Annotated in this window: 26 protein-coding genes; 16 read left to right on the forward strand and 10 right to left on the reverse strand. The window is 62.9% G+C overall.

The genetic code is table 11. The annotated features are described in order from the left end of the window. The first annotated feature begins 153 nt into the window (after nucleotides 1-153). Nucleotides 154-1095, forward strand: a complete 942-nt coding sequence (argC, locus tag JOY50_RS07605) for an N-acetyl-gamma-glutamyl-phosphate reductase (protein ID WP_132843636.1) — start codon at nucleotides 154-156, stop codon at nucleotides 1093-1095. Nucleotides 1096-1175: 80 nt separating this feature from the next. Next, a complete protein-coding gene (locus JOY50_RS07610; RefSeq protein ID WP_243055017.1) occupies nucleotides 1176-1862 on the forward strand; it encodes a GNAT family N-acetyltransferase in 687 nt (228 codons plus the stop codon). Nucleotides 1863-1973: 111 nt separating this feature from the next. Here JOY50_RS07610 and JOY50_RS07615 read toward each other — a convergent pair whose 3' ends face one another. The 5 genes from JOY50_RS07615 to JOY50_RS07635 form a co-directional block, all read right to left on the reverse strand. Then, entirely contained in the window at nucleotides 1974-2729 is a 756-nt protein-coding gene (locus tag JOY50_RS07615) for an ABC transporter permease (RefSeq protein WP_132843641.1), read from the reverse strand. Next, nucleotides 2729-3934, reverse strand: coding sequence for an ABC transporter substrate-binding protein (locus JOY50_RS07620; RefSeq protein ID WP_138737041.1), 1206 nt, complete (start codon nucleotides 3932-3934; stop codon nucleotides 2729-2731). Before JOY50_RS07620 ends, JOY50_RS07615 begins: the two co-directional genes overlap by 1 nt. Next, nucleotides 3921-4742, reverse strand: a complete 822-nt coding sequence (locus tag JOY50_RS07625; protein ID WP_132843646.1) for an ABC transporter ATP-binding protein — start codon at nucleotides 4740-4742, stop codon at nucleotides 3921-3923. The genes JOY50_RS07620 and JOY50_RS07625 overlap by 14 nt, the downstream gene beginning before the upstream one ends. Then, complete coding sequence (locus tag JOY50_RS07630; protein WP_132843649.1) at nucleotides 4739-5803, reverse strand: acyl-CoA dehydrogenase family protein; 1065 nt, start codon at nucleotides 5801-5803, stop codon at nucleotides 4739-4741. Before JOY50_RS07630 ends, JOY50_RS07625 begins: the two co-directional genes overlap by 4 nt. Nucleotides 5804-5901: 98 nt before the next feature. Continuing rightward, on the reverse strand, nucleotides 5902-6462 hold the full coding sequence (locus JOY50_RS07635) for a carboxymuconolactone decarboxylase family protein (protein ID WP_138737043.1): 561 nt from the start codon (nucleotides 6460-6462) through the stop codon (nucleotides 5902-5904). A 102-nt stretch (nucleotides 6463-6564) separates the two neighbouring features. Between JOY50_RS07635 and JOY50_RS07640 the strand changes: the two genes are divergently transcribed. Further along, nucleotides 6565-7476: an AraC family transcriptional regulator gene (locus tag JOY50_RS07640; RefSeq protein WP_243055018.1), complete on the forward strand. Its 912-nt coding sequence runs from the start codon at nucleotides 6565-6567 to the stop codon at nucleotides 7474-7476. A gap of 128 nt (nucleotides 7477-7604) precedes the next feature. Here the strand turns inward: JOY50_RS07640 and JOY50_RS07645 are convergent, their stop codons facing one another. Beyond that, on the reverse strand, nucleotides 7605-8144 hold the full coding sequence (locus JOY50_RS07645; RefSeq protein WP_243055019.1) for an Rrf2 family transcriptional regulator: 540 nt from the start codon (nucleotides 8142-8144) through the stop codon (nucleotides 7605-7607). A gap of 105 nt (nucleotides 8145-8249) precedes the next feature. Beyond that, the gene (locus tag JOY50_RS07650; protein WP_132840970.1) at nucleotides 8250-9629 is read right to left on the reverse strand and encodes an NAD(P)-binding domain-containing protein; all 1380 of its coding nucleotides are present in this window, start codon (nucleotides 9627-9629) and stop codon (nucleotides 8250-8252) included. A 547-nt stretch (nucleotides 9630-10176) separates the two neighbouring features. Between JOY50_RS07650 and JOY50_RS07655 the strand changes: the two genes are divergently transcribed. After that, on the forward strand, nucleotides 10177-11376 hold the full coding sequence (locus JOY50_RS07655) for an NAD(P)/FAD-dependent oxidoreductase (RefSeq protein ID WP_138737046.1): 1200 nt from the start codon (nucleotides 10177-10179) through the stop codon (nucleotides 11374-11376). A gap of 229 nt (nucleotides 11377-11605) precedes the next feature. Continuing rightward, nucleotides 11606-13231: a methyl-accepting chemotaxis protein gene (locus JOY50_RS07660; protein WP_138737047.1), complete on the forward strand. Its 1626-nt coding sequence runs from the start codon at nucleotides 11606-11608 to the stop codon at nucleotides 13229-13231. Between the two features lie 302 nt (nucleotides 13232-13533). On the opposite strand, the gene JOY50_RS07665 is transcribed toward JOY50_RS07660, so the two are convergent. Beyond that, entirely contained in the window at nucleotides 13534-14940 is a 1407-nt protein-coding gene (locus tag JOY50_RS07665) for a cytosine permease (RefSeq protein ID WP_138737048.1), read from the reverse strand. Nucleotides 14941-15257: 317 nt separating this feature from the next. Here JOY50_RS07665 and JOY50_RS07670 point away from each other — a divergent pair, with 317 nt between their 5' ends. The 10 genes from JOY50_RS07670 (at nucleotide 15258) to JOY50_RS07715 (ending at nucleotide 24450) form a co-directional block, all read left to right on the forward strand. Continuing rightward, on the forward strand, nucleotides 15258-15743 hold the full coding sequence (locus JOY50_RS07670) for a flavin reductase family protein (protein ID WP_138737049.1): 486 nt from the start codon (nucleotides 15258-15260) through the stop codon (nucleotides 15741-15743). A 75-nt stretch (nucleotides 15744-15818) separates the two neighbouring features. Continuing rightward, nucleotides 15819-16859 (forward strand): LLM class flavin-dependent oxidoreductase, encoded by a 1041-nt coding sequence (locus tag JOY50_RS07675; RefSeq protein ID WP_138737050.1) that lies wholly within the window; start codon nucleotides 15819-15821, stop codon nucleotides 16857-16859. 265 nt (nucleotides 16860-17124) lie between these two features. After that, the gene (locus tag JOY50_RS07680) at nucleotides 17125-17721 is read left to right on the forward strand and encodes an amino acid synthesis family protein (protein ID WP_003256068.1); all 597 of its coding nucleotides are present in this window, start codon (nucleotides 17125-17127) and stop codon (nucleotides 17719-17721) included. A 68-nt stretch (nucleotides 17722-17789) separates the two neighbouring features. Next, nucleotides 17790-18623 (forward strand): alpha/beta fold hydrolase, encoded by an 834-nt coding sequence (locus tag JOY50_RS07685; protein ID WP_028613140.1) that lies wholly within the window; start codon nucleotides 17790-17792, stop codon nucleotides 18621-18623. Further along, a complete protein-coding gene (locus tag JOY50_RS07690; protein ID WP_132840980.1) occupies nucleotides 18620-20101 on the forward strand; it encodes an aldehyde dehydrogenase in 1482 nt (493 codons plus the stop codon). Before JOY50_RS07685 ends, JOY50_RS07690 begins: the two co-directional genes overlap by 4 nt. A 12-nt stretch (nucleotides 20102-20113) precedes the next feature. Continuing rightward, nucleotides 20114-20599 (forward strand): flavin reductase family protein, encoded by a 486-nt coding sequence (locus JOY50_RS07695; protein ID WP_016487520.1) that lies wholly within the window; start codon nucleotides 20114-20116, stop codon nucleotides 20597-20599. A 161-nt stretch (nucleotides 20600-20760) separates the two neighbouring features. Then, on the forward strand, nucleotides 20761-21150 hold the full coding sequence (locus tag JOY50_RS07700; protein ID WP_016499260.1) for a carboxymuconolactone decarboxylase family protein: 390 nt from the start codon (nucleotides 20761-20763) through the stop codon (nucleotides 21148-21150). 88 nt (nucleotides 21151-21238) lie between these two features. Continuing rightward, a complete protein-coding gene (locus JOY50_RS07705; protein ID WP_003256074.1) occupies nucleotides 21239-21991 on the forward strand; it encodes a GntR family transcriptional regulator in 753 nt (250 codons plus the stop codon). Nucleotides 21992-21993: 2 nt separating this feature from the next. Next, nucleotides 21994-22557: an NUDIX hydrolase gene (locus JOY50_RS07710; protein WP_132840983.1), complete on the forward strand. Its 564-nt coding sequence runs from the start codon at nucleotides 21994-21996 to the stop codon at nucleotides 22555-22557. 81 nt (nucleotides 22558-22638) lie between these two features. Beyond that, nucleotides 22639-24450, forward strand: a complete 1812-nt coding sequence (locus tag JOY50_RS07715) for an ATP-binding protein (protein WP_132840985.1) — start codon at nucleotides 22639-22641, stop codon at nucleotides 24448-24450. Nucleotides 24451-24472: 22 nt separating this feature from the next. Here JOY50_RS07715 and JOY50_RS07720 read toward each other — a convergent pair whose 3' ends face one another. After that, nucleotides 24473-25105, reverse strand: coding sequence for a LysE family translocator (locus JOY50_RS07720; protein WP_132840987.1), 633 nt, complete (start codon nucleotides 25103-25105; stop codon nucleotides 24473-24475). 66 nt (nucleotides 25106-25171) lie between these two features. Beyond that, nucleotides 25172-25786, reverse strand: a complete 615-nt coding sequence (locus JOY50_RS07725; RefSeq protein ID WP_132840989.1) for a LysE family translocator — start codon at nucleotides 25784-25786, stop codon at nucleotides 25172-25174. Between the two features lie 111 nt (nucleotides 25787-25897). On the opposite strand from JOY50_RS07725, the gene JOY50_RS07730 reads away from it, so the two are divergent. After that, entirely contained in the window at nucleotides 25898-26350 is a 453-nt protein-coding gene (locus JOY50_RS07730; protein ID WP_132840992.1) for an Lrp/AsnC family transcriptional regulator, read from the forward strand. The last annotated feature ends 201 nt before the right edge of the window (nucleotides 26351-26551 follow it).

Below are 26551 nucleotides of genomic sequence, written 5' to 3' on the forward strand. Positions count from 1 at the left end.
CAGCACCAACCTTGTGGGAGCGGGTTTACCCGCGAATAGGCCGGCACTGACTGGCTTGTTCAGAAAACCTGAATACATCGATCATCATATTCAAATTTTCATTACCAAAGCCACAGGCGAGCATAGGCCATCTTTCCCAAACCGGACCCGAACATGCACACTCCTGTTGTCTTCATCGACGGCGACCAAGGCACCACCGGCCTGCAAATCCATGCCCGCCTGCAAGGCCGCAGCGACCTGCGCCTGCTCACCCTGCCCGAGGCCGAGCGCAAAGACCCGCAGCGCCGCCGCGAGGCCATCAACAGCGCCGACATCGCCCTGCTGTGCCTGCCCGACGACGCCGCTCGTGAAGCCGTGGCAGCGATCCACAACCCGCAGGTGCGGGTGATCGACGCCAGTTCGGCGCACCGCACCACCCCGGGCTGGGTCTATGGCCTGCCAGAACTGGACGACCAGCAGGCCGAACGCATTGCCCACAGCAAGCGCGTCAGCAACCCGGGCTGCTACCCCACTGGCGCCATCGCCCTGCTGCGCCCGCTGGTCAAGGCCGGGTTACTGCCAGCCGACTACCCGCTGGGCATCCATGCCATCTCCGGCTACTCCGGCGGTGGCCGTGCGGCGGTCGAGCGCCACGAACAACCCGGTGCAGGTAATGCCCCGGTCTTGCAACTTTATGGACTGGAGCTGGCGCACAAGCACGTACCCGAAATTCAGCAACATGCCGGGCTGTCGGCACGGCCGGTGTTCATGCCTGGCTACGGTGCCTACCGCCAGGGCATCGTGCTGAGTATCCCGCTGCAATTGCGCCTGTTACCGGGCCAGGTCAGCGCCGAACAGCTACAGGCCTGCCTGGAGCAACATTACCAGGGCGCACGCCATGTGCAGGTGATGCCGCTGCATCAGCAAGGCGCAGCTGCAAACCTTGACCCCGAGGCATTGAACGACAGCAACGACCTGCGCCTGGCGCTGTATGCCAACCCCGAGCATGGCCAGGTCTTGCTGACCGCAGTGTTCGATAATCTGGGCAAAGGCGCCTCCGGCGCGGCAGTGCAAAACCTCGACCTGATGCTTGGTGCACTACAGCAACAAGGCTGATACGGCAAAACCGGTTAAACTGTACAGCCCGCGCCAACCTGGCCCGGGCTGTATTCCCACCCGCCGGAGCCCGCCCCCCGATGTTCATCCTGAGCCGCCTCGACAGCGTGCCGCCCGAATCTTTCCAGAACCAGATCCGCGAACTGGTGATCCACCATGTCGGCGAACTGAGCAGTGTCGCCATTACCGCCGACAACCCGCTGTACCCGCTGTACCAGTACGGCGTCGGCATGGAGGTGCACCAGTACCTGCAAGCGCTGGATGGCACCCGCGGCCTTGCCGTGGCGCTGACCCTTGCACTGGATGCCGAGGCGCCGGACCAGTTGCTGGGCTTTGCCCTGTCGCTGCCGTCCGAGGACGATGAGCAGGCGTGTTCATTGGCATTTCTTGCCGTGCGCGCCAGCCATCGCCGCCAGGGCACCGCCCGCGCCCTGCTGGGCGACCTGCAGGCTCGCCATGCCTGCGTGGAACTGAACGCCTTTGCCAGCCAGGTGCCGTGGTTCGAGGCGATGGGCATGCAGGTGGTGGCCGCCAATGGGCCGCAGGTGCTGATGAGCAGTACCGGCCATGCCAGTGGTGCGCTGATCGGGCGCCTGGACATTGCGCCGATTTATCAGACCGCTGAAGTGATGCAGATTCACACCTACCTGCTTAACCAGCAGGGTGAGGATGCAATGATCGAAGCGGAGCAGATGCGCGATGAGCGGCTGGATGAGCTGGCCGCCCAGGCGCTGGAATGTGTACGGCAGCGCAAGACCGTGCATTGATCCAAGGGCCTATTCGCGGGTAAACCCGCTCCCACAGGTACACCACAGGCTTCAAAACCTGCGTTATCCCTGTGGGAGCGGGTTCACCCGCGAAGGCGCCTCACTGGCCCCTCAGCCATGCACCCAGCGCCGATGCAGCGCACGCGCCAACGCGTCCAGCACAAACCCCAGCACGCCAATCAGCAGCACCATCGCCATCAGTTCGGAATACGCCAGCCGGTCGCGGGTATCGAGGATGAAATACCCCAATCCCGCACTCACCCCGAGCATTTCGCACGGCACCAGCACGATCCACAGAATGCCGATGGCCAGGCGCACGCCGGTCAGCACGTGGCCGATCACCCCCGGCACGATCACCTTGCACAAGGTTTCCCAGCGCGTGGCGCTCAAGCTGCGGCTCAGTTGCAGCCAGCGTGGGTCCAGTTGCCGCACCCCTGCCGCGGTGTTCAGCAAGATCGGCCATAACGCGGCGAACGCCAGCAGGAAGTAGATCGGCTGGTCACCCACGCCCATCAACATCACCACCACCGGCATCCACGACAACGGCGAGATCATGCGCAGAAACTGGAACGCCGGGGTGGTTGCCGCCTCCAGGTGCCGGTAGCTGCCCACCAGCAAGCCCAGCGGCACGCCGATCAGCAGCGCCAGCAGCAACCCGACCAGGATGCGCTTGAGGCTGACCCAGATGTGCCCGTAAACCTCACCCTGCCCCAACAGCTCGACCAGGCTGGCCAAGGTTGCCGCCGGCGAAAAGCGCGCCGACAGCCCTTCGGCCTGGCCAAACACGGCAACACCGGCCCACCACAGCAGCAGCAAAGCCAGCAACCCAGCCAGCCCAAGGCTGGCGTGTACGACATGCGTGCGCATCAGACGGCGAACTCCTCGCTACGCTCGAAGTTGTCGGCAATACCGAACACCGACGGGCCACCAACCGCAGCGATGGCATTACGCACGAAGCGATCGTCGACCAGGTCGCGGGCTGTCTGCGCCGGGTCCAGCCCGGCAAGGAAGGCATTGTCGCCTTCGATCAAGGTGGTTTTCAGGCGTTTGACCAGCTCTTCGGTGTAACTGGGGAACGGGTATGGCTGGAAGTCGATGCGCTTTTCGTCCCACTGCTGATGGCGAATGGCGCCACTGGCAACGTAGCCGGCACGGTCCTCGGTGGCCGGCGCCAGCACCTTGGCCAGCACCCCGGGCTCGTGCGGGGTGTACTTGTTGGGGCCGGCCTTGGACAGCAACGCAGCGGCTTCGGCGCGGTGGTCGCGGGTCCAGTGCTGGGCCTTGACGATGGCATTCACCACCTTCTGCGACCATTCCGGGCGGTTGTTCAGGTCATGCTCATGCATGAACACCACGCAGCAGGCGTGGTTGCGCCATACATCGCCGGTAAAGCGCTGCACGCGGCCAACCTTGAGGTTCTCGGCCAGGGCGTTGAACGGCTCGGCGACGATGTAGCCGGCAATACGCTTGCTGGCCAAGGCTGGCGGCATGTCGGATGGTGGCAGCACCAACAGGTTGACTTCGTTGGCCGCCAACTGCGCATTGGCCGGCTTCGATACCGGCGTCAGGCCATTGTCGTTGAGCATCTGCTGCAACACCACGTTATGGATCGAATACCAGAACGGGATGGCCACGGTCTTGCCCCCGAGCTGTTTCATGTCGCTTATGTCGGGCGCCACGGTCAGGCCTGAGCCGCCCACATGGTTCCAGGCCACTACCTTGGCTGGCACCTTGCTGCCGTAGCGCGCCCATACGGTCATCGGCGACAGCAGGTGGATGACGTTGACCTGCCCGGAGATGAACGCCTCGATCACCTGCGCCCAGCTGCGCAGCAACACCGGGCGCTCGGCCTTGATGCCTTCGGCCTCGAACAGGCCGTTGTTATGCGCCACCAGCAATGGCGTGGCGTCGGTGATTGGCAGGTAGCCGATACGCACTGGCGCGTCGGGCTCGGAAGCGGCACGGGCTTGCAGGCTCGAGAGCAATGGCAGCGCACCAGCGGCCGTGAGCATGGCACCGAGCTTGAGAAAATCACGACGCGATGAAGAGGAACAGCAGTCATCCATGCACATGGACAGCCTCCGAGGGCAACGGGGTTGAGGTAGGTTCGACTGTGCGGCTTGCCCGCCGAAGGGTTTTGAGGATTTCGATGCGCAGGGCGCCCAGTTCTTCGACCCGTTGCGTACGCGGCTGCGGCAGGTCCATGTGCCACTGGCCCAGGATGTGCGCTGGGTGGTTGCCCAGTAGCAGGACCCGGTCGGACAGCAGCAGGGCTTCGTCAATATCGTGGGTGATCAGTACCGCCGCGGTGTTGTGGGTGGCGATCAGTTGCAGCAGCAGTTGCTGCATGTCGGCGCGGGTCACTTCATCCAGCGCGCCGAACGGCTCGTCGAGCAGTAGCACTTCGGGCTGGCGGGCCAGGCAGCGGGCCAGCGCGGTGCGCTGGGCCATGCCACCGGACAACTGCGCCGGGTACTGGCCACGGGCGTGGGCCAGGCCCACGGCGGCAATCGCATTGTCGATGCGCGCGCGCCGCTCGTCAGCTGCCAGCTTGGGCTGGCGGGCAAAGTCCAGGCCGAAGGCGACGTTCTTTTCCAGGTTCAGCCAGGGCAGCAGGCTCGGGTCCTGGAAAGCCACCGCCAGCCGGGGGTGCGGGCCCTGCAGCGGCTGGCCGTGCAAGGCCACACTGCCGCTGCGGGGCTGTTGCAGACCGGCCAGCACCCGAAGCAGGCTGGATTTGCCGACGCCACTAGGGCCAAGAATGCTCACCACTTCGCCTGGCGCCAACTGCAGGTCGAACTGCTCCAGCACCTGCTGCCAGCCACCCTCCCGCGGGTAGCCCAGGCTGATGTCGCGGGCTTCGAGCAACACTTCACTCATGCCGCGCCCGCCTGGCGTTGCAGTTCGGCGCGCAATTGCACCAGGCTGGGGGTGACGATCGGCACAAAGGCCGACTCACGCCAGCGGCGGGCGAAGCCTTCGCCATACTCGTTGAGGTAGGCCCTGCCGCCGCTGGCCTGCAACTCTAGCTGGACTGCATCGGCGGCACATTCAGCCAAGGTGATGCGCAGTTTGAACAAGGCCGCCGGCTGTTGCTGGAAGCGGCCTTCGAGCAGGCCCTGCTTGAGCTCGCTGACGGTGTTTTCCAGGCGCTCGCTGAGCACCTGCAGGGCTTCGTCGAGGAACGAGGCGCGACCGTGCAGGTGCGCCTGAACCTCTTCCAGCGCCCGTCGCGCCAGGCCGATGGCCATGCCGCACTGCAGCGCCAGGAATGCCGGGCGTACCCGTGGCAGGAACTCGCGCGCATTCTCGTGCAGCAGCCAGTCACGCGCCAACGGCACCTGGTGGAAGGCCAGTGCCGCCGTGTTGCTCGACTGCAGGCCCATCAGTTGCAAGTCGTCGGAGCGTTCCAGGCCCTGGGCGTCAGAAGGAATGGCCAGCACAAACGGTGCCCCGCCGTTCTCATCCTCGATGGCCGCCGCCACCACGAAGCCGCTTTTACGCAGGTTGGTCACCCAGTGCAGGCGCCCTTCCAGGTGCCAGCCATCGGCTGCCGGCCGGCCACGCACCTGCAGCGCTTCAATACCGGAAAGGAACTTCATGGCGTTGGACAGCCCGGTGGCGCCGGCCAGCTCGCCTGTCAGCAAGCGCGGCAGCAGGCGCTCGCGCAGGGGCTGGTTGGGGCTGTGCAGCAGGTATTCGATAAAGGCACGCTGGCCCCAGCAGACGAAGGCTGCGGCCAACGAGCGGCTGGCGATGGCGGCAATCGCCTCGACCGCGTCGGTCACCTGCCCGCCCGTGCCGCCCAGGGCCGGGTCGACACCAATGCGCAACAGCTGTGATTCGGCGATCTGCGCCAGCACCTGCTGCGGTTCGCACAGGCCCCGGTCGATTGCCTCGGCATTGGCATCCAGCCAGTGTCGAAATGCACAATCTTGCATGGTCTTGCTCCTTTTGAACGCCGGGGCCGCCTGGCGGCCCATTCGCGGCACAAGGCCGCTTCTACAACGACCGCGTCAGGGCCGCTCTCACACGCGGGCTACGCAGAAGGCTGCCAGCGGTATTTGCCAAGCTCGTCGTTGAGTGGCGTTTGGGCGAAAACATTAGCAAAGTTGCACAGGGTTGCGAGGCTGACCCCCAAAATCACTTCTAGCGCGTTGCCTTCGCTGAAGCCAGCCTCACGGAAGGCCTGGTAGGTGGCCTCGCTGACATTGCCACGGGTGGCAATCACTTCGCGAGCAAATGCGGCCAGGGTTTCGTAACGGGCATCGGGCAGTTCGCCACGGGCACGCAGGGCATCGACCACCTCCTGCGGCACCTTGGCCTTGTTCAGCGCCACAGCGGTGTGGCCGGCCACGCAAAAATCGCAGCCATGCAGGGTGGCAGCAATGAGTTGCACCACTTCTCGCTCGGCCAGGCTCAGCTCGGACTTGCCATTGAGTGCCGAAACGGTCACGTAGGTTTCCAGCGCCGCCGGGGCGTTGGCCAGCACGCCCAGCAGGTTGGGGATGAAGCCGGAATTCTTCTGGGCATTCTCGAGAAACGGCCGGGCCGCTTCCGGAGCACTCTGCAGCGTGTGTAAAGTAATGCGCGAGGACATGGAGTGGTCTCCTTTGATGGGTGTCACTACAGTCTGTTGGTTATAAGAATTACCCTCCATATTCATCAGTCGCCTTTCCTTGTTCCTGAGTCTTTGTATTAGATGATTTCGTCCAGCCACCTTGTCGATTGGTTATTAGAGGGCCTGGAGCTTGATGCCAGCCTGTTTCATGTCGGCCGCTACTGCGGTGGCTGGCACGCCAGCACCCAAGGCATGGGACGCGCCAGCTTCCACCTGGTAGTGCAAGGGCATTGCTGGCTGCACATCGACGGCCAGCCGCAACCGGTGCGCCTGGAGAAGGGAGATGCAGTATTCCTGTTGCGCGACCTTGCCTATCGCTTGTCCAGCGATCAGGACCCGGTCGACGCCTGCGCCCAACCGCGCCAGGCCATGCAGGCACTGGATAGCGAAGCCAGCGACGGCGTCGGGCTGGTTTGTGGCTTCTTCCATTTCCAGTCCGGCCTGTCTTCACTGCTTGTCGAAGGCCTGGCCGACTGGATCCTGCTGGGCGCCGAAGACCCCGCCGGCAGTGCGGCGCGGGCGCTGTTCGAGCTCATTCTGGAAGAATGCCGGCGGGCCGCCGCCCCGTCGCAGACGTTGCTGGAGCGCCTGACGCACCTGTTGTTCCTGTACGTGCTGCGCCAGCAGGTCATTGCCGGGCGGCCACTGGGCGGGCTGGTCGCCCTCGCCCGCCAGCCGGCATTTGCCGGGTTGCTGGAACAGTTGATCGAACAACCGGGGCAAGCCTGGACACTGGAGAGCATGGCCGCCTGCACCGGCTTGTCGCGGTCGGCGTTTTTCAAGCGCTTCAATGAACTGGCCGGGCAATCGCCGGGGCAAGTGCTGCTGGCGCTGCGCATGCGCCATGCCAGCCAGTTGCTGCGGGCGGGGAATACCGTGGAGCAGGTGGGTGCGCAGGTGGGGTATCAGTCGGTGGCAGCGTTTACCAGGGCGTTTGCCAAGGCGGTGGGGGTGCAGCCGGGGGCCTATCGGCGCCAGCATGAGGGTCGCTGAAAGCGTGACTCCTGTACCGGCCTATTCGCGGGTGAACCCGCTCCCACAGGGTCACCACAGCTTTCAAGACCTGTGAAGTACCTGTGGGAGCGGGTTCACCCGCGAATAGGCCGGTACAGATAACATATTCAGACCTGGCTGACCGGTATGTCCCCGCCACCTTTACCCTCGCGCCGCTCCTCCATCCAGCTATTCACCTGTTGACCGAACTCGGCCGGGGCCTTGCGCCCGAAACGCCGCGCCAGGTCGAGGATGGTCTGCTGCGCCAACGCCTCTTCCATGCGCTTCTGCGCCCCCAGCATCACGGCATGAATCGCACAGGTGCCCTCCGTCGCCCAAGCGGGCGGCGAGCCCTCGAACAGCGTGCAGCGTTCGCGAATCTCGCGGCAATCGAAAATCTTCTTCGGCCCGTCGATGGCGTTGACGATATCCAGCACGGTGATTTCAGCCGCCGGTCGTGCCAGGCGGAAGCCACCGCGCACGCCTTCGGTGGCGGCCACCAACCCGGCACGCGCCAGCTTGGTGAAGACCTTGGCCAGGTATTCCTGCGGCACGCCTTGCAACTGGGCCAGGTCGCGCACACTGGAATCACGGCTGTCACCGCCCTCGCCTACCAGAAACAGCAGGCAATGGATGCCGTATTCGACGCCAGCACTGTAAAGCGACATATCAATCTCCGACCAACCATGTCGCAAATGATACGCGGGGAGCGTCGGTACGGCAAAACACTTCCCCGCTTGCACGCATCCTGATCGTGCTGGCCGGTCCGGCAGCTACCCGCGCAGCACCTTCACCTCGCCTTGCTTGCCATCCGTTTCGCGCAGGTACTCCTGCAGCGAGTCGTCCATGGCCTGCATCCAGCGGGTATGGTGTGGTACCGCTTTGGTGCCGGTGATCACCGAGCGGTACGATTTGTCACGGTAGCCCATGATGTCGTGCTTCTTGTCGGTCTTCCATTGCAGGAAGATGCGGTTGACCGCATCGATGTCAAAACGCGGGTAATCCGTCTGCTCGATCAGGTGCTTGATGTATCGGCCCTGGAATTCATACATCGAAGCAGTGGTTGCCAGCTGCTCCTCATCCTCGCGCCAGCGCGCACTGTCGGCCTGCATGCACGCCTTGGTCGGCAGCTTGATGCGCCCCAGCATGTAGTCGCGAGCAAACCAGGCCTGCGCATCGAACAGGTTGAAGCTGTACCAGAGGTCCTGCATGCCCAGGTAGAGCAACTGCGGGTTCTGCTCCCACACCACGCCTTGGTACAACCCGGCAGGCCACAGGCGGTTGTTGGTCTTGAGGGTGAGTTCATCGGGCAGGAACGGGAAGTGATGCTGGTAGCCCGTGCACAGGATGATTGCATCCACGCGCTTGTTCGACCCATCGGCGAAAAACGCCAGATCGTTTTCAACGCGCACCAGTTGCGGGCGCTCTTCCCAGCCCTTGGGCCATTTGTAGCCCATCGGTTGGGTACGGTAAGCCGTGGTGATCGAGCGCGCGCCGTACTTGTAACACTGCGACCCGATGTCTTCGGCCGAATAGCTGCTGCCGACAATGAGCAGGTCCTGGCCGTTGAATTCCATCGCTTCGCGAAAGTCGTGGGCGTGCAGGATACGCCCGGTGAACCGCTCGAAGCCTTCGAACTCCGGCACGTGCGGGGTAGAGAAGTGCCCGCTGGCCACCACCACATAATCAAACACCTGCTCGATGCCAAGCCCCGCGCTGTAGTCATGGGCGCTGACGGTGAACTCGCGGGTGTTTTCATCGAAGCTGACGTTCTTGACCGCCGTATTGAAGCGGATGTAGTCGCGCACGCCGGCCTTCTTCACGCGGCCTTGGATGTAGTCCCACAGCACCTCGCGCGGCGGGTACGAGGAAATCGGCCGGCCAAAGTGCTCATCGAAGCTGTAGTCGGCGAACTCCAGGCATTCCTTGGGGCCGTTGGACCACAAGTAGCGGTACATGCTGCCGTGCACCGGCTCGCCATGCTGGTCGAGGCCGGTGCGCCAGGTGTAGTTCCACATACCACCCCAGTCGGCCTGCTTTTCGAAACATACGATTTCGGGCATGGGTGCGCCCTGGGCATGGGCGGATTGGAAGGCACGCAGTTGCGCAAGGCCGGACGGGCCGGCACCGATGATAGCGACACGAAGAGTCATAGTGATTCCTGAACAGTTGAACGCTGAAAAAAATGCAAAGGCTCCCCAACCCCATACGGCAAAAGGCCGGGGGTGGTGGAATTCAGGCGCTACGGTGCAGGTGGAGGGACGGGGCGTTTGCGCATCTGGGTCAGCAGGAGCTTGACCGGTGGGATCGACAACACGTGGTACAGGCTCGAAAGCGGAGAGAGGGTCATGGGGGCGGGCCCATATCCATCTGCGCAGGGCGCGAAATGGGGGCCTGAGGGGCGGAAGATACGTGTGATCTCGTGCATGGGGGGCTGAAATGGCCTCTTTTCTTTATGGTTTCTTTCTTATCTATAACGGATGGGGGTGGGGATAGCAAGGTTTGCGGCCCTGGCTGCGGCAGTCACGACAGCACGAAATAGGGCCGTTGCGTACGCCCGTCCTGAGGCTCGCCTCATCGCAATGATGAAAAAAACCTTGCAGAGATAAACTACGACTAATAGAGTCGTAGTTATTCGAGCGGCACCTATCGTGTGATCGAAGCCAACGTTTTCATCCCCGACCTTTGCGGAGCACCTGCATGAAATCCAACATCCTGATCATCGGTGCCGGCTTTGCCGGTGTGTGGAGCGCCCTGAGCGCCGCCCGGCTACTCGACCAGGCCCAGCGCGACGACCTGAGCATCAGCGTGCTCGCGCCGCAAGCGGAACTGCACATTCGCCCGCGCTTCTACGAGGCCAACGCACACACGTTGAAGGCCCCCGTAGGTGAGCTGTTCAATGCGGTGGGCGTGCATTTCATCACCGGTAACGCCGAAGCCATCGCCGCCGATGCACGCACCGTCAGCTACATCGACAGCCAAGGCCAGCGCCAGCAGATCAGCTACGACCGCCTTATCCTCGCCGCTGGCAGTGAGGTAGCACGCCCGGCAGTTCCGGGCCTGGCCGAGCACACCTTCGACGTCGACAAGATGGCGTCGGCCGTACGCCTCGAGCAGCATCTGACGGGCCTGGCCGCCCTGCCCGCTTCACCTGCCCGCAATACCGTGGTGGTCTGCGGCGGTGGTTTCACCGGCATCGAAACGGCCACCGAAATGCCCACCCGGCTGCGCGCCATCCTCGCAGACGCCGATGTGCGGGTACTGCTGATAGACCGTGGCGCCAGCATCGGCGCGGCATTGGGTGCAGGCATCAAGCCGTCGATTGTTGCCGCCTCGCAGGTTGCTGGCGTCCAGTGGTTGACTGGCACCTCGGTGGTGGCTGTCGATGCCGGTGGCGTAACTCTGGATAACGGCGAATACATCGCCAGCAACACCGTGATCTGGACCGTCGGCGTCAAGGCCAGCCCGCTGACCGCGCAGGTTGCCGGCGAACGTGACAACTTCGGCCGGCTCAAGGTCGACGGGCACCTCAAGGTCATTGGCCAGGACCACATCTATGCGACCGGCGATACCGCCTGGGCTGCTGTCGACGACGCTGGCAACCACGCCCTGATGACCTGCCAGCACGCCATCCCTATGGGTCGCCACAGTGGCAACAACGCCATGGCCGACCTGCTTGGGGTGGCACCGGTGGTCTACCGCCAGCCCAAGTACGTCACCTGCCTCGACCTGGGTGAGTGGGGCGCGGCGTACAGCGAAGGTTGGGAGCGAGAATTGAAACTGCAGGGCCAGGAAGGCAAGGACCTCAAGCGTCAGATCAACTCGGTGTGGATCTACCCGCCGGCAGCCGACCGCAGCTTGGCGCTGGCTGCTGCCGACCCGATGATTCCGATCGCTTGATGTGAAAAACCTGACAAAACCGTCAAAAAATGACGGTTTTGTCAATTATTTCGTTACATTGAATGACTGTTCAACAATGATGGCCATATGGCATCATTCAAAGAAAAAACATGCAAGAGGGTGAGAAAAATCTACTAACCCGCAGTGCATCAAGAGCCTGGCGCCACCTCGGTGTCCTGGCTTTGCGGCCAGCTCCTGACGCCTGCACGCCACCGTCAAGGAGCATTCCATGCAGTTACGGAATTTGAAGATCGGCATTCGCGCTGCCAGCGTATTCGCCCTGTTGGGCACCCTGGTCCTGTTCATGGGCCTTACCGCACTTTACGAAACCCGCCAGATGGACAAGGCCACCGACGAAATCCGGGTCACCTGGATGCCCGCCGTGGTAGCGCTGGGTGACATCAGCAGCAACCTCGGGCGCGCCCGCGCCGTCACCCTGCGCGCCGCGCTGGACGACAACCCCGCCGAACGTTCTCGCAACCTGCAGATGCTCGATGGCATCAATGCCGAGCTCAAGGACGGTTTGAAAGACTACGCCGACACCATCATCGCCGCCGACGACCGCGCCCTGTTCAACGCCTTCAATGACGCGTATCAGCAGTACCTCAAACTGCAAGTAGAAGTGCTGCAGGACATTGCCGCAGGCCGCATGGATGAAGCGAAGCAGCAGATCAGCGGCCCGCTCACCCAGCGTGCCGACAGCATGATGAAGGCCTTGACGGCGCTGATCGACTACAACAGCAAGGGTGCCGAAGATGCCTCACAGCGCAGCAGCGATGTAGCAGACGAAGCTTTCACCGCCATCATCTTCTCGTTGCTTGTGATCATGCTTGCCCTCGCCGCGATGGCTACCGTGCTGACTCGCAGCATCGTGGTGCCCCTGGCCGATGCGGTGGCCGTCGCCGAGCGTGTGGCCACCGGCGACCTTACCCAGGAAATACGCGTTACCGGCCGCGACGAGCCCGCCTTGCTGCTGCGTGCCCTGAGCCGCATGCAAGGCAGCCTGCGCGACACCATCCGCAAGATCGCCGCCTCGTCCGACCAGTTGGCCTCAGCCTCGGAAGAACTGCACACCGTCACCGAAGACACCAGCCGCGGCCTGCACCAGCAGAGTGCCGAAATTGACCAGGCCGCCACGGCTGTCAACCAGATGACCGCAGCGGTCGAGGAAGTGGCCAGCAATGCGGTCAGCACCGCCGATGCCTCCAAAGGCGCCGACCAGACCACCCGCGATGGCCGCGACCGGGTCAACCAGGCACTGGCGTCCATCCAGCACCTGGTGGCCGATGTGACCGGCACCTCGGCCGAGATCGAACAGCTTGCCAACAATGCCAATGAGATCAGCCGTGTGCTGGATGTGATCGGCGCGATTGCCGGGCAGACCAACCTGCTGGCACTGAACGCCGCCATCGAGGCAGCCCGCGCTGGCGAGGCAGGCCGTGGCTTTGCCGTGGTGGCTGACGAAGTCCGCGCCCTCGCCCACCGCACCCAGCAGTCGACGGCCGAGATCGAGCAGATGATTGCCGGCATCCAGAACGGTACCGAGCGGGCCGTGACGGCGATGCACAGCAGCCAGGGACGTGCGACGGGCACGCTGGAAGTGGCCCAGGGCGCCGGTCAGGCATTGGAAGTGATTGCCGAGGCGATTGCTTCGATCAACCAGCGCAACCTGGTGATTGCCAGCGCTTCGGAGGAGCAGGCGCAGGTGGCGCGCGAAGTGGACCGCAATTTGGTGAACATTCGCGACTTGGCGATGCAGACATCGGCTGGGGCCAACCAGACCAGTGCGGCGGCACAGGACCTGTCGCGGTTGGCTGTGGACCTGAATGGCATGGTGGCACAGTTCAAGGTTTGATCGGACATAGCCGGGGCCGCGGTGCGGCCCATCGCCGGCAAGCCAGCTCCCACAGGTTCTATGTTGCGCTTGAAGGGTACGCCATCATTGTCGGAGCTGGCTTGCCGGCGATGGGCTGCAGAGCAGCCCCTGTTTCAGCAACCTCAATCTATCAGTCGTTGACACTCACAACCCGCCCCGCCTGCTCGGCATGCCAGCGCCCACAGGTTCTACGTTGCCCTTGAAGGGTACGCCATCACTGTGGGAGCTGGCTTGCCGGCGATGGGCTGCAGAGCAGCCCCTGTTTCAGCAACCTCAATCTATCAGTCGTTGACACTCACAACCCGCCCCGCCTGCTCGGCAGCCTTGCCGCGGGTCGCCAGGCAGTAATACAACGGCACCGTAACAATCAGCCCGAACAGCCAGGACAAGTCCGCCCCTTCGACAATGTTCGAATACGGCCCCACATAAAGCGCCGTATTGGCAAACGGCAGCTGCACCACGATGCCGCAGGCATAAGCAATGATCGCGTGGTGGTTGAAGCGGCCATAGATACCGCCGTCAGCACTGAAGATCGAGGCGATGTCGTACTGGCCCTTCTTGATCAGGTAGAAGTCGATCAGGTTGATCGAAGCCCACGGCACAAGCACCAGCAGCAGCGCCAGGATCAGGCCGATGAAGTGGCCGATGAAGTCCGCCGAGGCGTTCAGTGCAACCATCCCGCAACCCACCAGAATCACCGAGGCCAGGATTACCCGCACCTTGATGCTCGGCGTCCATTTGGCAAAGAAGGTCTGGATCGCGGTAACGATCGACAGCACTGCGCCATACAGGTTGAGGGCGTTGTGGCTGATGATATTGAGCAGGAACAGCACCATCAGAATTGGGCCCAGCCAGCCGGTGGCTTGCTTTACCGCGTCCATGGCATCGGTACCTTCCGGCACGCAGAGCACCGCCACGGCACCGAAGCTGAAGCACAGGATGGTGCCCAGGGTCGCACCGAAGTAAGTGGCCCAGAACGGCTTGGCAATGCCTACTTCACGCGGCAGGTAACGCGAATAGTCGGACGTGTACGGCGAGAAGCTGATCTGCCAGATGGTGCCCAGCGACACCGTGGCGATAAAGCCCGACAGGTTGAACGCACCACGGCTGAAGAAGTCCGCCGGCAGCTCCTGGGCGAACATCATGATGAAGCCCGCCAGCAGCGCAGAGCCCATCACCCAGGTACCGATGCGGTTCAGGACATGGATGAAGCGGTAGCCGATCACGCCAATGGCCGTGGCGCTCAGGGCACCGATCACGATCGCGCCCGGCATCGGCATGCTCGGGGCAATGCCGTGAATGGTCTTGCCCGCGAGGACGATGTTGGAAATAAAGAAGCCGACATAGATCAGTGCGGTGAAGAACACGATCAGCAAGGCGCCGTAGCGGCCGAACTGGCCACGGCTTTGCACCATCTGTGGAATGCCCAGCTGCGGTCCCTGCGCAGAGGCCAGGGCGATGACCACGCCCCCGACCAGATGGCCCAGCACAATGGCGATCAGCCCCCACAAGAGGTTCAGGTGGAACACCTGGACCACCATGGCGCCGGTGACGATAGGCAGTGGCGCAATGTTGGTACTGAACCAGAGGGTGAACAGGTCGCGCGCCTTCCCGTGGCGCTCGGCAGGTGGAACGTAATCGACCGTGTGATTCTCGACAAACTGGTGTTGCGATGACGGTTGGGACATAGGATTCAGCTCGAAAGGTCGTTTTTATCTTTGTAAGGAAACCGCATCTAGGCGGCCTCTCAGCTGCGGACCATATTATGGTATTCCAAACTTTTGACAACACTGATCCGCACGAAAAAGCGTCCACTGATCTGCTTTGGAAACCCCTGCGACAAACCGCCTCACCGCTCTAAGCCACGTTCCACGTGGCTTCGAGCCGTTTATCGCACAATACCCTTGCTTGAAAATTCCGCTTGCAAAATAGGTATTACGGTATACCATCAGACACATCAACGATAAAAACCGCGGACCACCGCAGCCTTTTAGAGGTACTCCCGATGATCGACGCAACCGTCTACAAGAACGTCCTGGGCTCCTTCCCGTCCGGCGTTACCGTCATCACCACCCTGGACGACGACGGCTCGGTTGTCGGCCTGACCGCCAGCGCCTTCTCCTCCCTGTCGATGGACCCGCCGCTGGTGCTGTTCTGCCCCAACTACACCTCCGACTCCTACCCAGTGCTGATCAAGCAAAAGCGTTTTGCCATTCACCTGCTCTCCGGTGAACAACAGGCCGAAGCCTATGCGTTTGCCAAGAAGGGCAAGGACAAGGCCAGCGGCATCGAGTGGTCCATGAGCGACTTGGGCAACCCGATCCTGGCCGGTGCCACCGCCGTTATCGAATGCGAACTGTGGCGTGAATATGAAGGTGGCGACCACGCCATCATGGTCGGCAAGGTGCATAACCTGATCGTGCCCGAAGAAGCGCCACGGCCGATGGTGTACTGCCGCGGCAAGATGGCCAGCCTGCCGGCATTTGCCTGAAGCCTATTCTGAATCGTGACCACTGGTGCCCACCCTGCCAGGCGCCAGCCCCTTTCAAGCGTTGAGGAAAGCCCCATGAAATTTTCGTTGTTCGTACACATGGAACGTTGGGATGAACAGGTCAGCCACCGCCAGTTGTTCGAAGACCTGACCGAACTGACCCTGATGGCCGAAGACGGCGGTTTCAGCACCGTGTGGATTGGCGAACACCACGCCATGGAGTACACCATTTCGCCAAGCCCGATGCCGCTGCTGGCTTACCTGGCCGCGCGCACTGAAAAAATCCGCCTGGGCGCCGGCACCATCATCGCGCCGTTCTGGAACCCGATCCGCGTCGCCGGCGAATGCGCCCTGCTCGACGTGATCAGTAACGGCCGCATGGAAGTGGGCCTGGCCCGTGGCGCCTACCAGTTCGAGTTCGACCGCATGGCCAATGGCATGCCGGCCACCGACGGCGGCAAAGCGCTGCGCGAGATGGTGCCGGTGGTACGCAAGTTGTGGGAAGGTGACTACGCCCATGACGGCGAAGTCTACAAGTTCCCCACCTCCACCAGCGTGCCGAAGCCGTTCAACGCGACGCCGCCGATGTGGATCGCTGCCCGCGACCCCGATTCGCACAACTTCGCCGTGGCCAACGGCTGCAATGTCATGGTCACCCCGCTGATGAAGGGTGACGAAGAAGTGCTGGACCTGAAGAACAAGTTCCAGGCCGCTCTGGACAACAACCCGGACGTGCCGCGCCCACAACTGATGGTGCTGCGCCACACCCACGTGCATAGCCCGGCCGAGCCGGATGGCTGGAAAGTCGGCGCGCAGGCCATCTCGCGCTTCTATCGCACTTTTGATGCCTGGTTCGGCAACAAGACTGTTCCGGTCAACGGCTTTCTGGAGCCGAGCCCGGAATCGAAGTTTGCCGAGGTGCCGGCGTTCCAGCTGGAGAACATCCGCAAGAACACCATGATCGGCACCCCGGAAGAAATCATCGCGCGCATCAAGTACTACCAGGAACTCGGCGTCGACGAGTTCAGCTTCTGGTGCGACAACAGCCTGCCCCACGCCGAGAAGAAGAAGTCGCTGGAGCTGTTCATCAAGGAAGTAGTGCCGGCGTTCGCCTGAATTCCCATTGCCTGAATCATTGCGGGACGCGCCCGCTCCCGTGGGCCCCTTCGGCCTGCGTGAGCGGGCTTTTTTTTGAAACCTGTGCAGTCCCTGTGGGAGCGGGCAAGCCCGCGAAGAGGCCAGTACAGACAGCAGAGAAATCAAGGCATCAGGCCACCTTTCGTCCCCCCATCAAGAGAAATTTCCAGACACCTCTTGCACAACAAATATTATGGTATACCATCAGACAACAAGAGCTGATAACCCTCACCAGGAGCCACCCATGAGTTTCGAAATCCGCAAGATCGTCACCTACTCCGAAGAGACCCGCATCGAAGGCGGCAAGGCCACCGACAAGCCGGTGACCATGGTCGGCCTGGCCGTGGTGATCAAGAACCCATGGGCCGGTCGCGGTTTTGTTGAAGATCTGAAGCCGGAAATCCGCGCCAACTGCTCGGAGCTGGGTGCACTGATGGTCGAGCGCCTCACCGCTGCCATCGGCGGTGCCGACAAGATCGAAGCCTACGGTAAAGCTGCTGTGGTCGGCGCCGACGGCGAAATCGAGCACGCCTCGGCCGTGATCCACACCCTGCGCTTCGGCAACCACTACCGCGAAGCGGTACAGGCCAAGAGCTACCTGAGCTTCACCAACAAGCGCGGCGGCCCTGGCACCTCGATTCAGATCCCGATGATGCAAAAGGACGACGAAGGCCTGCGTTCGCACTACATCACCCTGGAAATGCAGATCGAAGACGCCCCGCGCGCCGATGAAATCGTCGTGGTGCTTGGCGCTGCCGACGGCGGCCGCCTGCACCCGCGCATCGGCAACCGCTACATCGACCTGGAAGAACTGGCTGCCGAAAAAGCCAACGCTCAATAACAACAACCAAGACGGGCCGGGGCGTGGCGTGCTTTCCCGCCGTGCCCGACCTTCAAGGAGCGCCCTCCATGATTCAGCCTGTCGCTGAACGTACACCTGCCGGCACCAGCTACCTGTCCGTAGGCCAAGGCCAACCCGTGGTACTGATCCACGGCGTGGGCCTGAACAAGGAAATGTGGGGCGGTCAGATCGTTGGCCTGGCCAACGACTACCGTGTCATCGCCTACGACATGCTCGGCCACGGTCAAAGCCGCGTACCGGCTGCCGACACGCCACTGGAAGGCTACGCCGACCAGCTCGCCGAACTGCTCGACCACCTGCAAATTCAACAAGCGACCGTGATTGGCTTCTCCATGGGCGGGCTGGTTGCCCGTGCCTTTGCCCTTAACTACCCGCAGCGCCTGGCTGCACTGGTCGTGCTCAACAGCGTGTTCAACCGCACCCCCGAGCAGAGTGCCGGCGTGATCGCCCGCGCTGCCCAGGCAGCGGAGCTGGGCCCCGACGCCAACGTCGATGCTGCCCTCGACCGCTGGTTCAGCCGTGAATACAAGGCAGCCAACCCGGCGCAGGTCGCCGCCATTCGCCAGGTGCTGGCGAGCAACGACCCGCAGGGCTACCACACCACGTATTCGCTGTTTGCCACCCAGGACATGTACCGCGCCGGCGACCTGGGCAGCATTCAGGTGCCGACGCTGATCGCCACGGGCGAACTCGACTCGGGCTCCACCCCGGCCATGACCCGCCAGCTCGCCGCCAGCATTCCGGGTGCGCACAGTGTGGTCCTCGCCGAGCAACGGCATATGATGCCGGTAGAAGCACCCCGTGAAGTCAACAAGATGCTGCTGGACTTCCTCGCGCAAGCCCGCACCCTCACCGAATCCGCCAAGGGGATTGTTGCATGACCCTCGTTCGTTTCCAGATGTGCATCGACGGCCAATGGCGCGATGCCCAGAGCGGCAAGACCTTCGACAGCCTCAACCCGGCCACCGCCCAAGCCTGGGCGCAGCTTCCCGACGCTGACGAAACCGACGTCGAGCTGGCCGTGCAGGCCGCCCAGCGTGCCTTCGACAGCAAGGAATGGCGCAGCATAACCGCCACTGCGCGTGGCAAGCTGCTGCGTCGCCTGGGTGACCTGATTACCGAGAACAAGGAACACCTGGCCCAGCTGGAAAGCCGTGACAACGGCAAGCTGATCCGCGAAACCCGCGGCCAGGTCGGCTATCTGCCAGAGTTCTTCCACTACACCGCAGGCCTGGCCGACAAGCTTGAAGGCGGCACCCTGCCGCTGGACAAGCCCGACCTGTTCGCCTACACCGTGCACGAGCCCATCGGCGTGGTTGCCGGGATCATCCCGTGGAACAGCCCGCTGTACCTCACCGCGATCAAGCTGGCCCCGGCCCTGGCTGCGGGCAATACCATCGTGCTCAAACCCTCCGAGCATGCCTCGGCGACCATCCTCGAGCTGGCCCGCCTGGCCCTCGAAGCCGGCTTCCCGGCCGGTGTGGTCAACGTGGTCACCGGCTACGGCCCAACCACCGGCGCGGCCCTGACCCGCCACCCACTGGTGCGCAAGATCGCCTTCACCGGCGGCGCTGCAACCGCCCGCCACGTGGTACGCAGCAGTGCCGAGAACTTCGCCAAGCTGTCGTTGGAGCTGGGCGGCAAGTCGCCGAACATCATCTTCGCCGACGCTGACCTGGACAGCGCCATCAACGGTGCCGTGGCCGGTATCTATGCCGCCTCCGGGCAAAGCTGCGTGGCCGGTTCGCGCCTGCTGGTGCAGGACGAGATCTTCGACGAATTCGTAGAGCGCCTGATTACCCGCGCCAAGCGCATCCGCATCGGCAACCCGCAAGACGACGCCAGCGAAATGGGCCCCATGGCCACCGCACAGCAGCTGGCCGTGGTCGAAGGCCTGGTGGCTGCGGCCAAGGCCGAAGGCGCCAAATTGCACATGGGCGGCAAGCGTGCCGAGGTCGAGGGTGACGGCTGGTTCTACGAGCCGACCCTGTTCGAGTGCGACAGCAACTCGATGACCATCATGCAGGAAGAAGTGTTTGGCCCTGTCGCCGCGGTCATCCGCTTCAAGACCGAGGAAGAGGCCCTGGCAATCGCCAACGACTCGCAATTCGGCCTGGCCGCCGGCATCTGGACCCGTGACCTGGGCCGTGCCCATCGCCTGGCCCGCGACGTGCGTTCGGGGATCATCTGGGTCAACACTTACCGCGCCGTGTCGGCCATGGCGCCGATCGGTGGTTTCAAGAACAGCGGCTACGGCCGCGAGAGCGGCATCGATTCGGTGCTGGCCTATACCGAGCTGAAGACCGTGTGGATCAACTTGTCCACCGCGCCGATGCCCGACCCGTTCGTGATGCGCTAGGAGGAACACGAGATGATCGAACCCGGCATCTACAAAGACGTGATGGGCTCTTTCCCGTCCGGCGTCACGGTAGTCACCACCCTGGACGCCGACGGCGCCATCGTCGGCATCACCGCCAGCGCCTTCAGCGCGTTGTCGATCGACCCGGCGCTGGTACTGTTCTGCCCCAACTACGCCTCCGACACCTACCCGATCCTGCGTGACAGCAAGCAGTTCGCGATTCACCTGCTGTCCGCCGAACAGACCGCCGAGGCCTATGCCTTTGCCGGCAAGGGCAAGGACAAGGCCAAGGGCGTCGAGTGGCACTTGAGCGAGCTGGGCAACCCGCTGCTGGCCAAGGCGACAGCGATCATCGAGTGCGAACTGTGGCGCGAATATGACGGCGGTGACCACGCGATCATCGTCGGTGCGGTGAAGAACCTGGTGCTGCCGGCCGAGCCGGTGACGCCGATGGTTTACCACAAAGGCAAACTGGGCGCCCTGCCGCCCCTGGGCTGACCTTGAGACCGCCGGGGCTGCTTTGCAGCCCATCGCCGGCAAGCCAGCTCCCACAGGAATTGCGCAGGCCTCTGGTCCTGTGCAGTCCCTGTAGGAGCTGGCTTGCCGGCGATGGGCCGCAAAGCGGCCCCCGTTCCCTTTTTTCTTCCGGAGTACGGCACATGAGTAACGAGAAGTACGAGAAAGGCCTGCAGATCCGCACCCAGGTGCTAGGGGAGGATTACGTCAACCGCTCGATCCAGAACGCCGACGAGTTCACCAAGCCGTTGCAGGAACTGGTCACTGAATACTGCTGGGGCCACGTCTGGGGCCGCGAAGGCTTGTCGCTCAAAGAGCGCAGCATGATAAACTTGGCCATGATTTCCGCGCTCAACCGGCCCCACGAGCTCAAGCTGCACATTCGCGGCGCATTGCGCAATGGCCTGAGCCGTGAACAGATTCGCGAAATTCTGCTCCAGGTCGGCATTTATTGCGGCGTACCCGCGGCGGTGGACAGTTTCCGCCTGGCCCGTGAAGCGTTTGCCGAAGCCGATGCGGAGTCAACCCGTTAACAACGGGCTGTTCGAACCACTGCATGGAAAGCCTCGGTTCGGGGCGTTCCGCGATGTTGGCGCAACAGCCTCATAAAGAGCGCACCTGATGAAACGCCAGCCACTCGACGACAGCTTCAAGGTCAACCGCAACCCCGTTACCCTGCGCGAAATCGTGCTAGACAAGCTGCGCGCCGCAATCATGAACTTCCACCTGCTGCCAGGCGACCGCCTGGTCGAGCGCGACCTCTGCGACCGCCTCGGGGTCAGCCGTACTTCGGTGCGCGAAGCCCTGCGCCACCTGGAATCCGAAGGCCTGGTGGAATTCGCCGACGCCAAAGGCCCGCGTGTCGCCATCATCACCCTGGAAGACGCCCGCGACATCTACGAGCTGCGCTGTGTGCTCGAAGGCCTGATCGTGCAGCTGTTCACCCTCAACGCCAAGGCCAAGGACATCCGTGCCCTGGAACGCGCGCTGGAAGTGAACCGCGAAGCGCTGGAAGAAGGCGAGCTGCAACAGGTGCTGGATTCGGTACAAGGTTTCTACGATGTGCTGCTGGAAGGCTCTGGCAACCAGGTAGCGGCCCAGCAGCTGCGCCAGTTGCAGGCACGCATCAGCTACCTGCGCGCCACCTCGGTCTCGCAGGAAAACCGCCGTGGCGCCAGCAACCGCGAAATGGAAAAGATCGTCGAAGCGATCAAGGGTGGCGACCCGCTGGTGGCCCACCAGGCCTCGGTCGACCACGTCCGCGCTGCCGCCAAGGTGGCCCTGGACTACCTGCGCCAGAAGCAGGATGACAACGCCAAGGTGCGCGACATTGTCGAGCCCCTGGCCCTGAAGGAACCCCGCATAGGCCGCTGATCATGCCCAACGCCCCGCGCTACTGCCCGCACTGCACCACGGAACTGGCCCGGGGCGTTCCCACAGGCGACACCCACGAACGCCTGCACTGCACCGGCTGCGGCTACATCCACTACATCAACCCGAAGATCATCGCCGGCTGCATCATCGAGCGCGATGGCAAGTACCTGTTGTGCCAGCGCGCCATCCCGCCGCGCCCCGGCACCTGGACCTTGCCGGCCGGGTTCATGGAGGCTGGTGAAACCACCGAGCAGGCTGCCCTGCGCGAGGTCTGGGAAGAAAGCGGCGTGCGTGCCGACATCGTCTCGCCCTACTCCATCTTCAGCGTGCCGAAAATCAGCGAGGTGTACATCATCTTCCGGGCCAGCGTCACCGAAGAAACCGGGCAGTATGGGCCGGAGACCCTGGCATACAAGTTCTTCGAACCCGACGAGATTCCGTGGGACGAGATCTATTACCCAGCAATCCGGCAGATTCTCGAGCGCTACATCCTTGAGCGGCAGGCTGGGGTGTATGGGATCTACATGGGCAATGATGACACCGGCAAGGTGCACTTCATTCGCTAGCACAGGCCACCACAAAACCCTCGCCAACCGTCTATTCTCGGTGCACCCTAAAAGCCTTGAGTTAAAGGACCGAAAGAGCACATGGCGAAATGGCTAGACGGCGGCGGGCTGATGGCCGAACGCATCCGCAACCACGACTGGGCAAACACCCCCCTGGGCCCACTGGAACATTGGCCCGATGCGCTGAAGACCACCATGGCCCTGTGCCTGGCCTCGCGCTTCCCGCAGGCCGTACTCTGGGGCCCGGACCTGCTCACCCTGCACAACGATGCCTTCACCCAGATTCTCGGGCGCAAGCCCTTGGCCCTTGGCATCCCCTTCCGCGACGTGTGGCAGGAAGCCTGGGCCGACATTGGCAGCATGGCTGACCGTGCCCTGGCTGGCGAAGCGGTGTACATCGAAGACTTTCCGCTGATCATCGAACGCAACGGCGGCCCGGAGCGGGCCTATTTCACCTTCTGCTACAGCCCGATTCGCGGCCTTGATGGCGAGGTGCTGGGCATGCTCGACACGGTCACCGAAACCACCACCAGCGTGCTCGCCAACAGGCGCCTCAACTTTCTCGACGCACTCGGCCGTGCCATAGCCGACGCCACCGCCGCGGACCAGATCCTGGACACCACCACGCGCATGATGGTGGAGCACCTGAGCCTTTCCAGTTGCGCGTATGCGGTGATGGACGCTGACGAGGACGGTTTTACCATCTGTGGCGACGCGGTGGCCCCCGGCTCGCCGAGGCTGGTGGGCCAGTACCAACTGCACGACTTTGGCCGCCTGGCACTCAGCCGCCTGCGCAGCGGCCTGCCACTGGTGATCAACGACAACCTCAGTGAACTGGCCGCCGACGAAGCCGCCACCTTCCAGGACATCGGCATTACCGCCACCATCTGCATGCCGCTGATCAAAGGCGGCCGCCTCATCGCACTGATGGCGATCCATGACAACGTACCGCGCACATGGACACACTACGAACAGGCGCTGATCAGCGAAGTGACCGAGCGTTGCTGGGCGCATATCCAGCGGGTTCAGGCCCATGCCGAAGTGCGTGAGGCCATGACTGCACTGGAGGCGCTGAATGCCACCCTCGAACACCGCGTCGACGAGCGCACCACCCAGTTGGTGCACACCGAGGCAGTGTTGCGCCAGGCCCAGAAGCTGGAAGCCATCGGCCAGTTGACCGGTGGCGTGGCACACGACTTCAACAACCTGCTGACCATCATTCGCTCGTCGTTGCACTTTCTGCAGCGCCCCAACCTTGATGAAAAACGCCGCGAGCGCTACATCAAGACCATATCTGACACGGTCCACCGTGGTGCCAAACTGACCGGGCAGCTACTGGCCTTCGCCCGCCGCCAGGCCCTCAGCCCCGAAGTGTTCGAGGCCGGGCCACGGCTGGAGGCCATGGCCGACATGCTCGACACCGCCACCGGGGCGCGCATCCAGGTCGAGCTGCAACTACCGCAGACGGCGTGCCACATCCGCGCCGACGTCAGTCAGCTGGAAACCGCGGTGATCAACCTGATGCTCAACGGGCGCGACGCCATGGCCGGCGAAGGCACCTTGCTGCTGCGCCTGCAGGCTGACCGGCGCCTGCCTGCCCTGCGCGGCCAGCCTTCACCGCCAGCCCGGTTCGCGGCGATATCGGTGAGCGACAGCGGTGTGGGTATTGCCGCCGAACTGCTGGAACGCATCTTCGACCCGTTTTTCACCACAAAAGCCCCGGGTGAAGGTACCGGGCTGGGGTTGTCGCAAGTGTTCGGTTTTGCCAAGCAGTCCGGGGGCGATGTACAGGTAGCAAGCATCCCCGGCCAGGGCACCACCTTCACCCTTTACCTGCCACAGGAGGATCCGCCTGCGGCCTCGGCCGAAGACGCCTCGGCCAGCAGCCACTGATACCTTGCAGCGCGATGAACGATCAACGGCGCCCTTCTGCCAGCATGCGCAGCGCCAGCCCTGCCAGCACGGTGCCCATCAACCACCGCTGAACCTGTTGCCACAGCGGCCTGCCAGCCAGAAACACGGCGATGGACCCAGCCATGACCGCAATCAACGCATTGACCGTGACGCTGATGGCGATCTGTGTCGAACCCAGCACCAGCGACTGCAGCAGCACGCTGCCATGGCCCGGCTCAATGAACTGCGGCATCAGCGACAGGTACATGACGGCGATCTTGGGGTTGAGCAGGCTGGTGGCAAACCCCATGGTGAACAGCCGCCGCGGGCTGTCGGCGGGCAGTTCACGGACCTGGAAGGGTGAACGGCCACCGGGCCGCAGCGCCTGCCAGGCCAGGTACAGCAGGTACAGCGCGCCACCGATGCGCAGCGCGTCGTAGGCAAAGGGAACCGCCATTACCAGCGCCGTGATACCCAGGGCCGCGCAAAACATGTAGATGACAAAGCCCAGAGCCACACCACCCAAGGAAATCAACCCGGCCTTGCGGCCCTGGCAGATCGAACGGGAGATCAGGTAGATCATGTTCGGCCCCGGGGTCAGCACCATGCCGAGGCAGATCAGGGCGAAGGTGAGCAGTTGGGTGGTTTCAGGCATGGGGCACATCCTGGTTGTGCGTGGGTTTGCGGCGAGTCTATCTGAAGCCATTTGTCACGGGTGAAATCAGTTGATTTGCCCCGCTATCAAACCCAGGGCAACAGTAATCATCGCCACCCCCGAAACCCGCCCGATCAGCTTCGCCGCGCCCGGCCGGGTGCTCAGCACGGCTTTAGCGCCATAGCCGACCAGCGAATAGATCACCAGCGAACTGCACAGGTGCACCAGGCCCAGCAGCAAGATCTGCAACGGCACCGGCCAGCTCGACTGCGGGTCGGTGAACTGCGGCAGCAAGGCCAGGAACAGCAGGAAAACCTTCGGGTTCAGCCCGCTGACGCAAAACCCCTTCAACGCCCAGCGCGACCCCGACTCCCCCTCACCACCCTGCCCGGCTTCGGGCAATGCCGGGCTCAGCAACAGGTTGCCGCCCAGCCACAGCAGGTAGCTGCACCCTGCCAACGTCAGCAGGGTCAGCGCCAGCGGGTGGCCTGCCAACAGGCTACCTACACCCGCAGCCACCACCAGCGTCGCCAGGAAATGCCCCGACAACATCCCCGCCACCGCAGGCATCACCCAGCGCCCGCGCATGCCCGCCGAAATGGCATAGGCCCAGTCTGCACCCGGGGTAATCACGAACAGCATCGACACGGCCCAAAATGCCGTCAGCACACTGATAGCCACTTGAATCTTCCTTATCTACTGCCTTGGGATGTCGAAAGATTACGGATTCCGCTCGGGGATTTTCTTTCGTATATTCCCTGCAATCGCTCAATTACTGGAAGATCCTTCTCAATGGACAGAACTGACAGAAAAATACTTGCCGAGCTGCAAAAAGACGGTCGGCTGTCGGTAACCGAACTGGCCGACCGCGTAGGGCTCAGCCTGTCGCCCTGCCATCGGCGCTTGAAAGCACTGGAGGAGTCCGGGGCGATACTCGGCTATCACGCCCGCCTGGCGCCGAGCGCCCTGGGGCTGAACTTTGCTGCGCTGGTGTTCGTGACCCTGCGCGAGGTCACCCGCCAGCCAGTGGCGGATTTTGAAGCGGCACTTTCGGAGATCCCGCAGATTGTCGAAGCGCAGCGGTTGTTCGGCGACCCGGATTACCTGCTGCATGTGGTGGCCAAGGACCTGCCGGCATTTCAGAAGCTGTACGACGAGAAACTGACCAGCATTCCCAACGTGAAGCGCCTGAGCTCGACCTTGGTAATGAAAGAAGTGATTCAGGACCGGTTGTTGCCGATGTAATTCTAGTGCCTGTACTGGCCCTTTCGCGGGCTCGCCCGCTCCCACAGGTTCACCACAGGTACTGAAAGCTGCGCCATACCTGTGGGAAAGGGCCTATACAGGCAACCATTCAGCTGCCCGGAAAACGCGCATCACGCACCATCAAAGCCCACCGCTTTCTACCGATACAGGGCTCAACCCCTCTATCCCCGGCCCTGCCGC

The organism is Pseudomonas sp. BP01, from assembly GCF_022760795.1.
Classification (GTDB): Bacteria; Pseudomonadota; Gammaproteobacteria; order Pseudomonadales; family Pseudomonadaceae; genus Aquipseudomonas; species Aquipseudomonas putida_Q.

Bases quoted from the DNA above. Each gene is read 5' to 3' on its own strand.
- JOY50_RS07720 (WP_132840987.1), bottom strand. From the start codon at position 25,105: ATGCCTGAAACCACCCAACTGCTCACCTTCGCCCTGATCTGCCTCGGC.
- JOY50_RS07615 (WP_132843641.1), bottom strand. From the start codon at position 2,729: ATGCGCACGCATGTCGTACACGCCAGCCTTGGGCTGGCTGGGTTGCTG.
- JOY50_RS07625 (WP_132843646.1), bottom strand. From the start codon at position 4,742: ATGAGTGAAGTGTTGCTCGAAGCCCGCGACATCAGCCTGGGCTACCCG.
- JOY50_RS07680 (WP_003256068.1), top strand. From the start codon at position 17,125: ATGAGTTTCGAAATCCGCAAGATCGTCACCTACTCCGAAGAGACCCGC.
- JOY50_RS07730 (WP_132840992.1), top strand. From the start codon at position 25,898: ATGGACAGAACTGACAGAAAAATACTTGCCGAGCTGCAAAAAGACGGT.
- JOY50_RS07695 (WP_016487520.1), top strand. From the start codon at position 20,114: ATGATCGAACCCGGCATCTACAAAGACGTGATGGGCTCTTTCCCGTCC.
- JOY50_RS07710 (WP_132840983.1), top strand. From the start codon at position 21,994: ATGCCCAACGCCCCGCGCTACTGCCCGCACTGCACCACGGAACTGGCC.
- JOY50_RS07635 (WP_138737043.1), bottom strand. From the start codon at position 6,462: ATGTCCTCGCGCATTACTTTACACACGCTGCAGAGTGCTCCGGAAGCG.
- JOY50_RS07670 (WP_138737049.1), top strand. From the start codon at position 15,258: ATGATCGACGCAACCGTCTACAAGAACGTCCTGGGCTCCTTCCCGTCC.
- JOY50_RS07665 (WP_138737048.1), bottom strand. From the start codon at position 14,940: ATGTCCCAACCGTCATCGCAACACCAGTTTGTCGAGAATCACACGGTC.
- JOY50_RS07685 (WP_028613140.1), top strand. From the start codon at position 17,790: ATGATTCAGCCTGTCGCTGAACGTACACCTGCCGGCACCAGCTACCTG.
- JOY50_RS07660 (WP_138737047.1), top strand. From the start codon at position 11,606: ATGCAGTTACGGAATTTGAAGATCGGCATTCGCGCTGCCAGCGTATTC.
- JOY50_RS07690 (WP_132840980.1), top strand. From the start codon at position 18,620: ATGACCCTCGTTCGTTTCCAGATGTGCATCGACGGCCAATGGCGCGAT.
- JOY50_RS07650 (WP_132840970.1), bottom strand. From the start codon at position 9,629: ATGACTCTTCGTGTCGCTATCATCGGTGCCGGCCCGTCCGGCCTTGCG.
- JOY50_RS07705 (WP_003256074.1), top strand. From the start codon at position 21,239: ATGAAACGCCAGCCACTCGACGACAGCTTCAAGGTCAACCGCAACCCC.
- JOY50_RS07640 (WP_243055018.1), top strand. From the start codon at position 6,565: ATGATTTCGTCCAGCCACCTTGTCGATTGGTTATTAGAGGGCCTGGAG.
- JOY50_RS07700 (WP_016499260.1), top strand. From the start codon at position 20,761: ATGAGTAACGAGAAGTACGAGAAAGGCCTGCAGATCCGCACCCAGGTG.
- JOY50_RS07645 (WP_243055019.1), bottom strand. From the start codon at position 8,144: ATGTCGCTTTACAGTGCTGGCGTCGAATACGGCATCCATTGCCTGCTG.
- JOY50_RS07675 (WP_138737050.1), top strand. From the start codon at position 15,819: ATGAAATTTTCGTTGTTCGTACACATGGAACGTTGGGATGAACAGGTC.
- JOY50_RS07630 (WP_132843649.1), bottom strand. From the start codon at position 5,803: ATGCAAGATTGTGCATTTCGACACTGGCTGGATGCCAATGCCGAGGCA.
- JOY50_RS07620 (WP_138737041.1), bottom strand. From the start codon at position 3,934: ATGTGCATGGATGACTGCTGTTCCTCTTCATCGCGTCGTGATTTTCTC.
- argC (WP_132843636.1), top strand. From the start codon at position 154: ATGCACACTCCTGTTGTCTTCATCGACGGCGACCAAGGCACCACCGGC.
- JOY50_RS07715 (WP_132840985.1), top strand. From the start codon at position 22,639: ATGGCGAAATGGCTAGACGGCGGCGGGCTGATGGCCGAACGCATCCGC.
- JOY50_RS07655 (WP_138737046.1), top strand. From the start codon at position 10,177: ATGAAATCCAACATCCTGATCATCGGTGCCGGCTTTGCCGGTGTGTGG.
- JOY50_RS07610 (WP_243055017.1), top strand. From the start codon at position 1,176: ATGTTCATCCTGAGCCGCCTCGACAGCGTGCCGCCCGAATCTTTCCAG.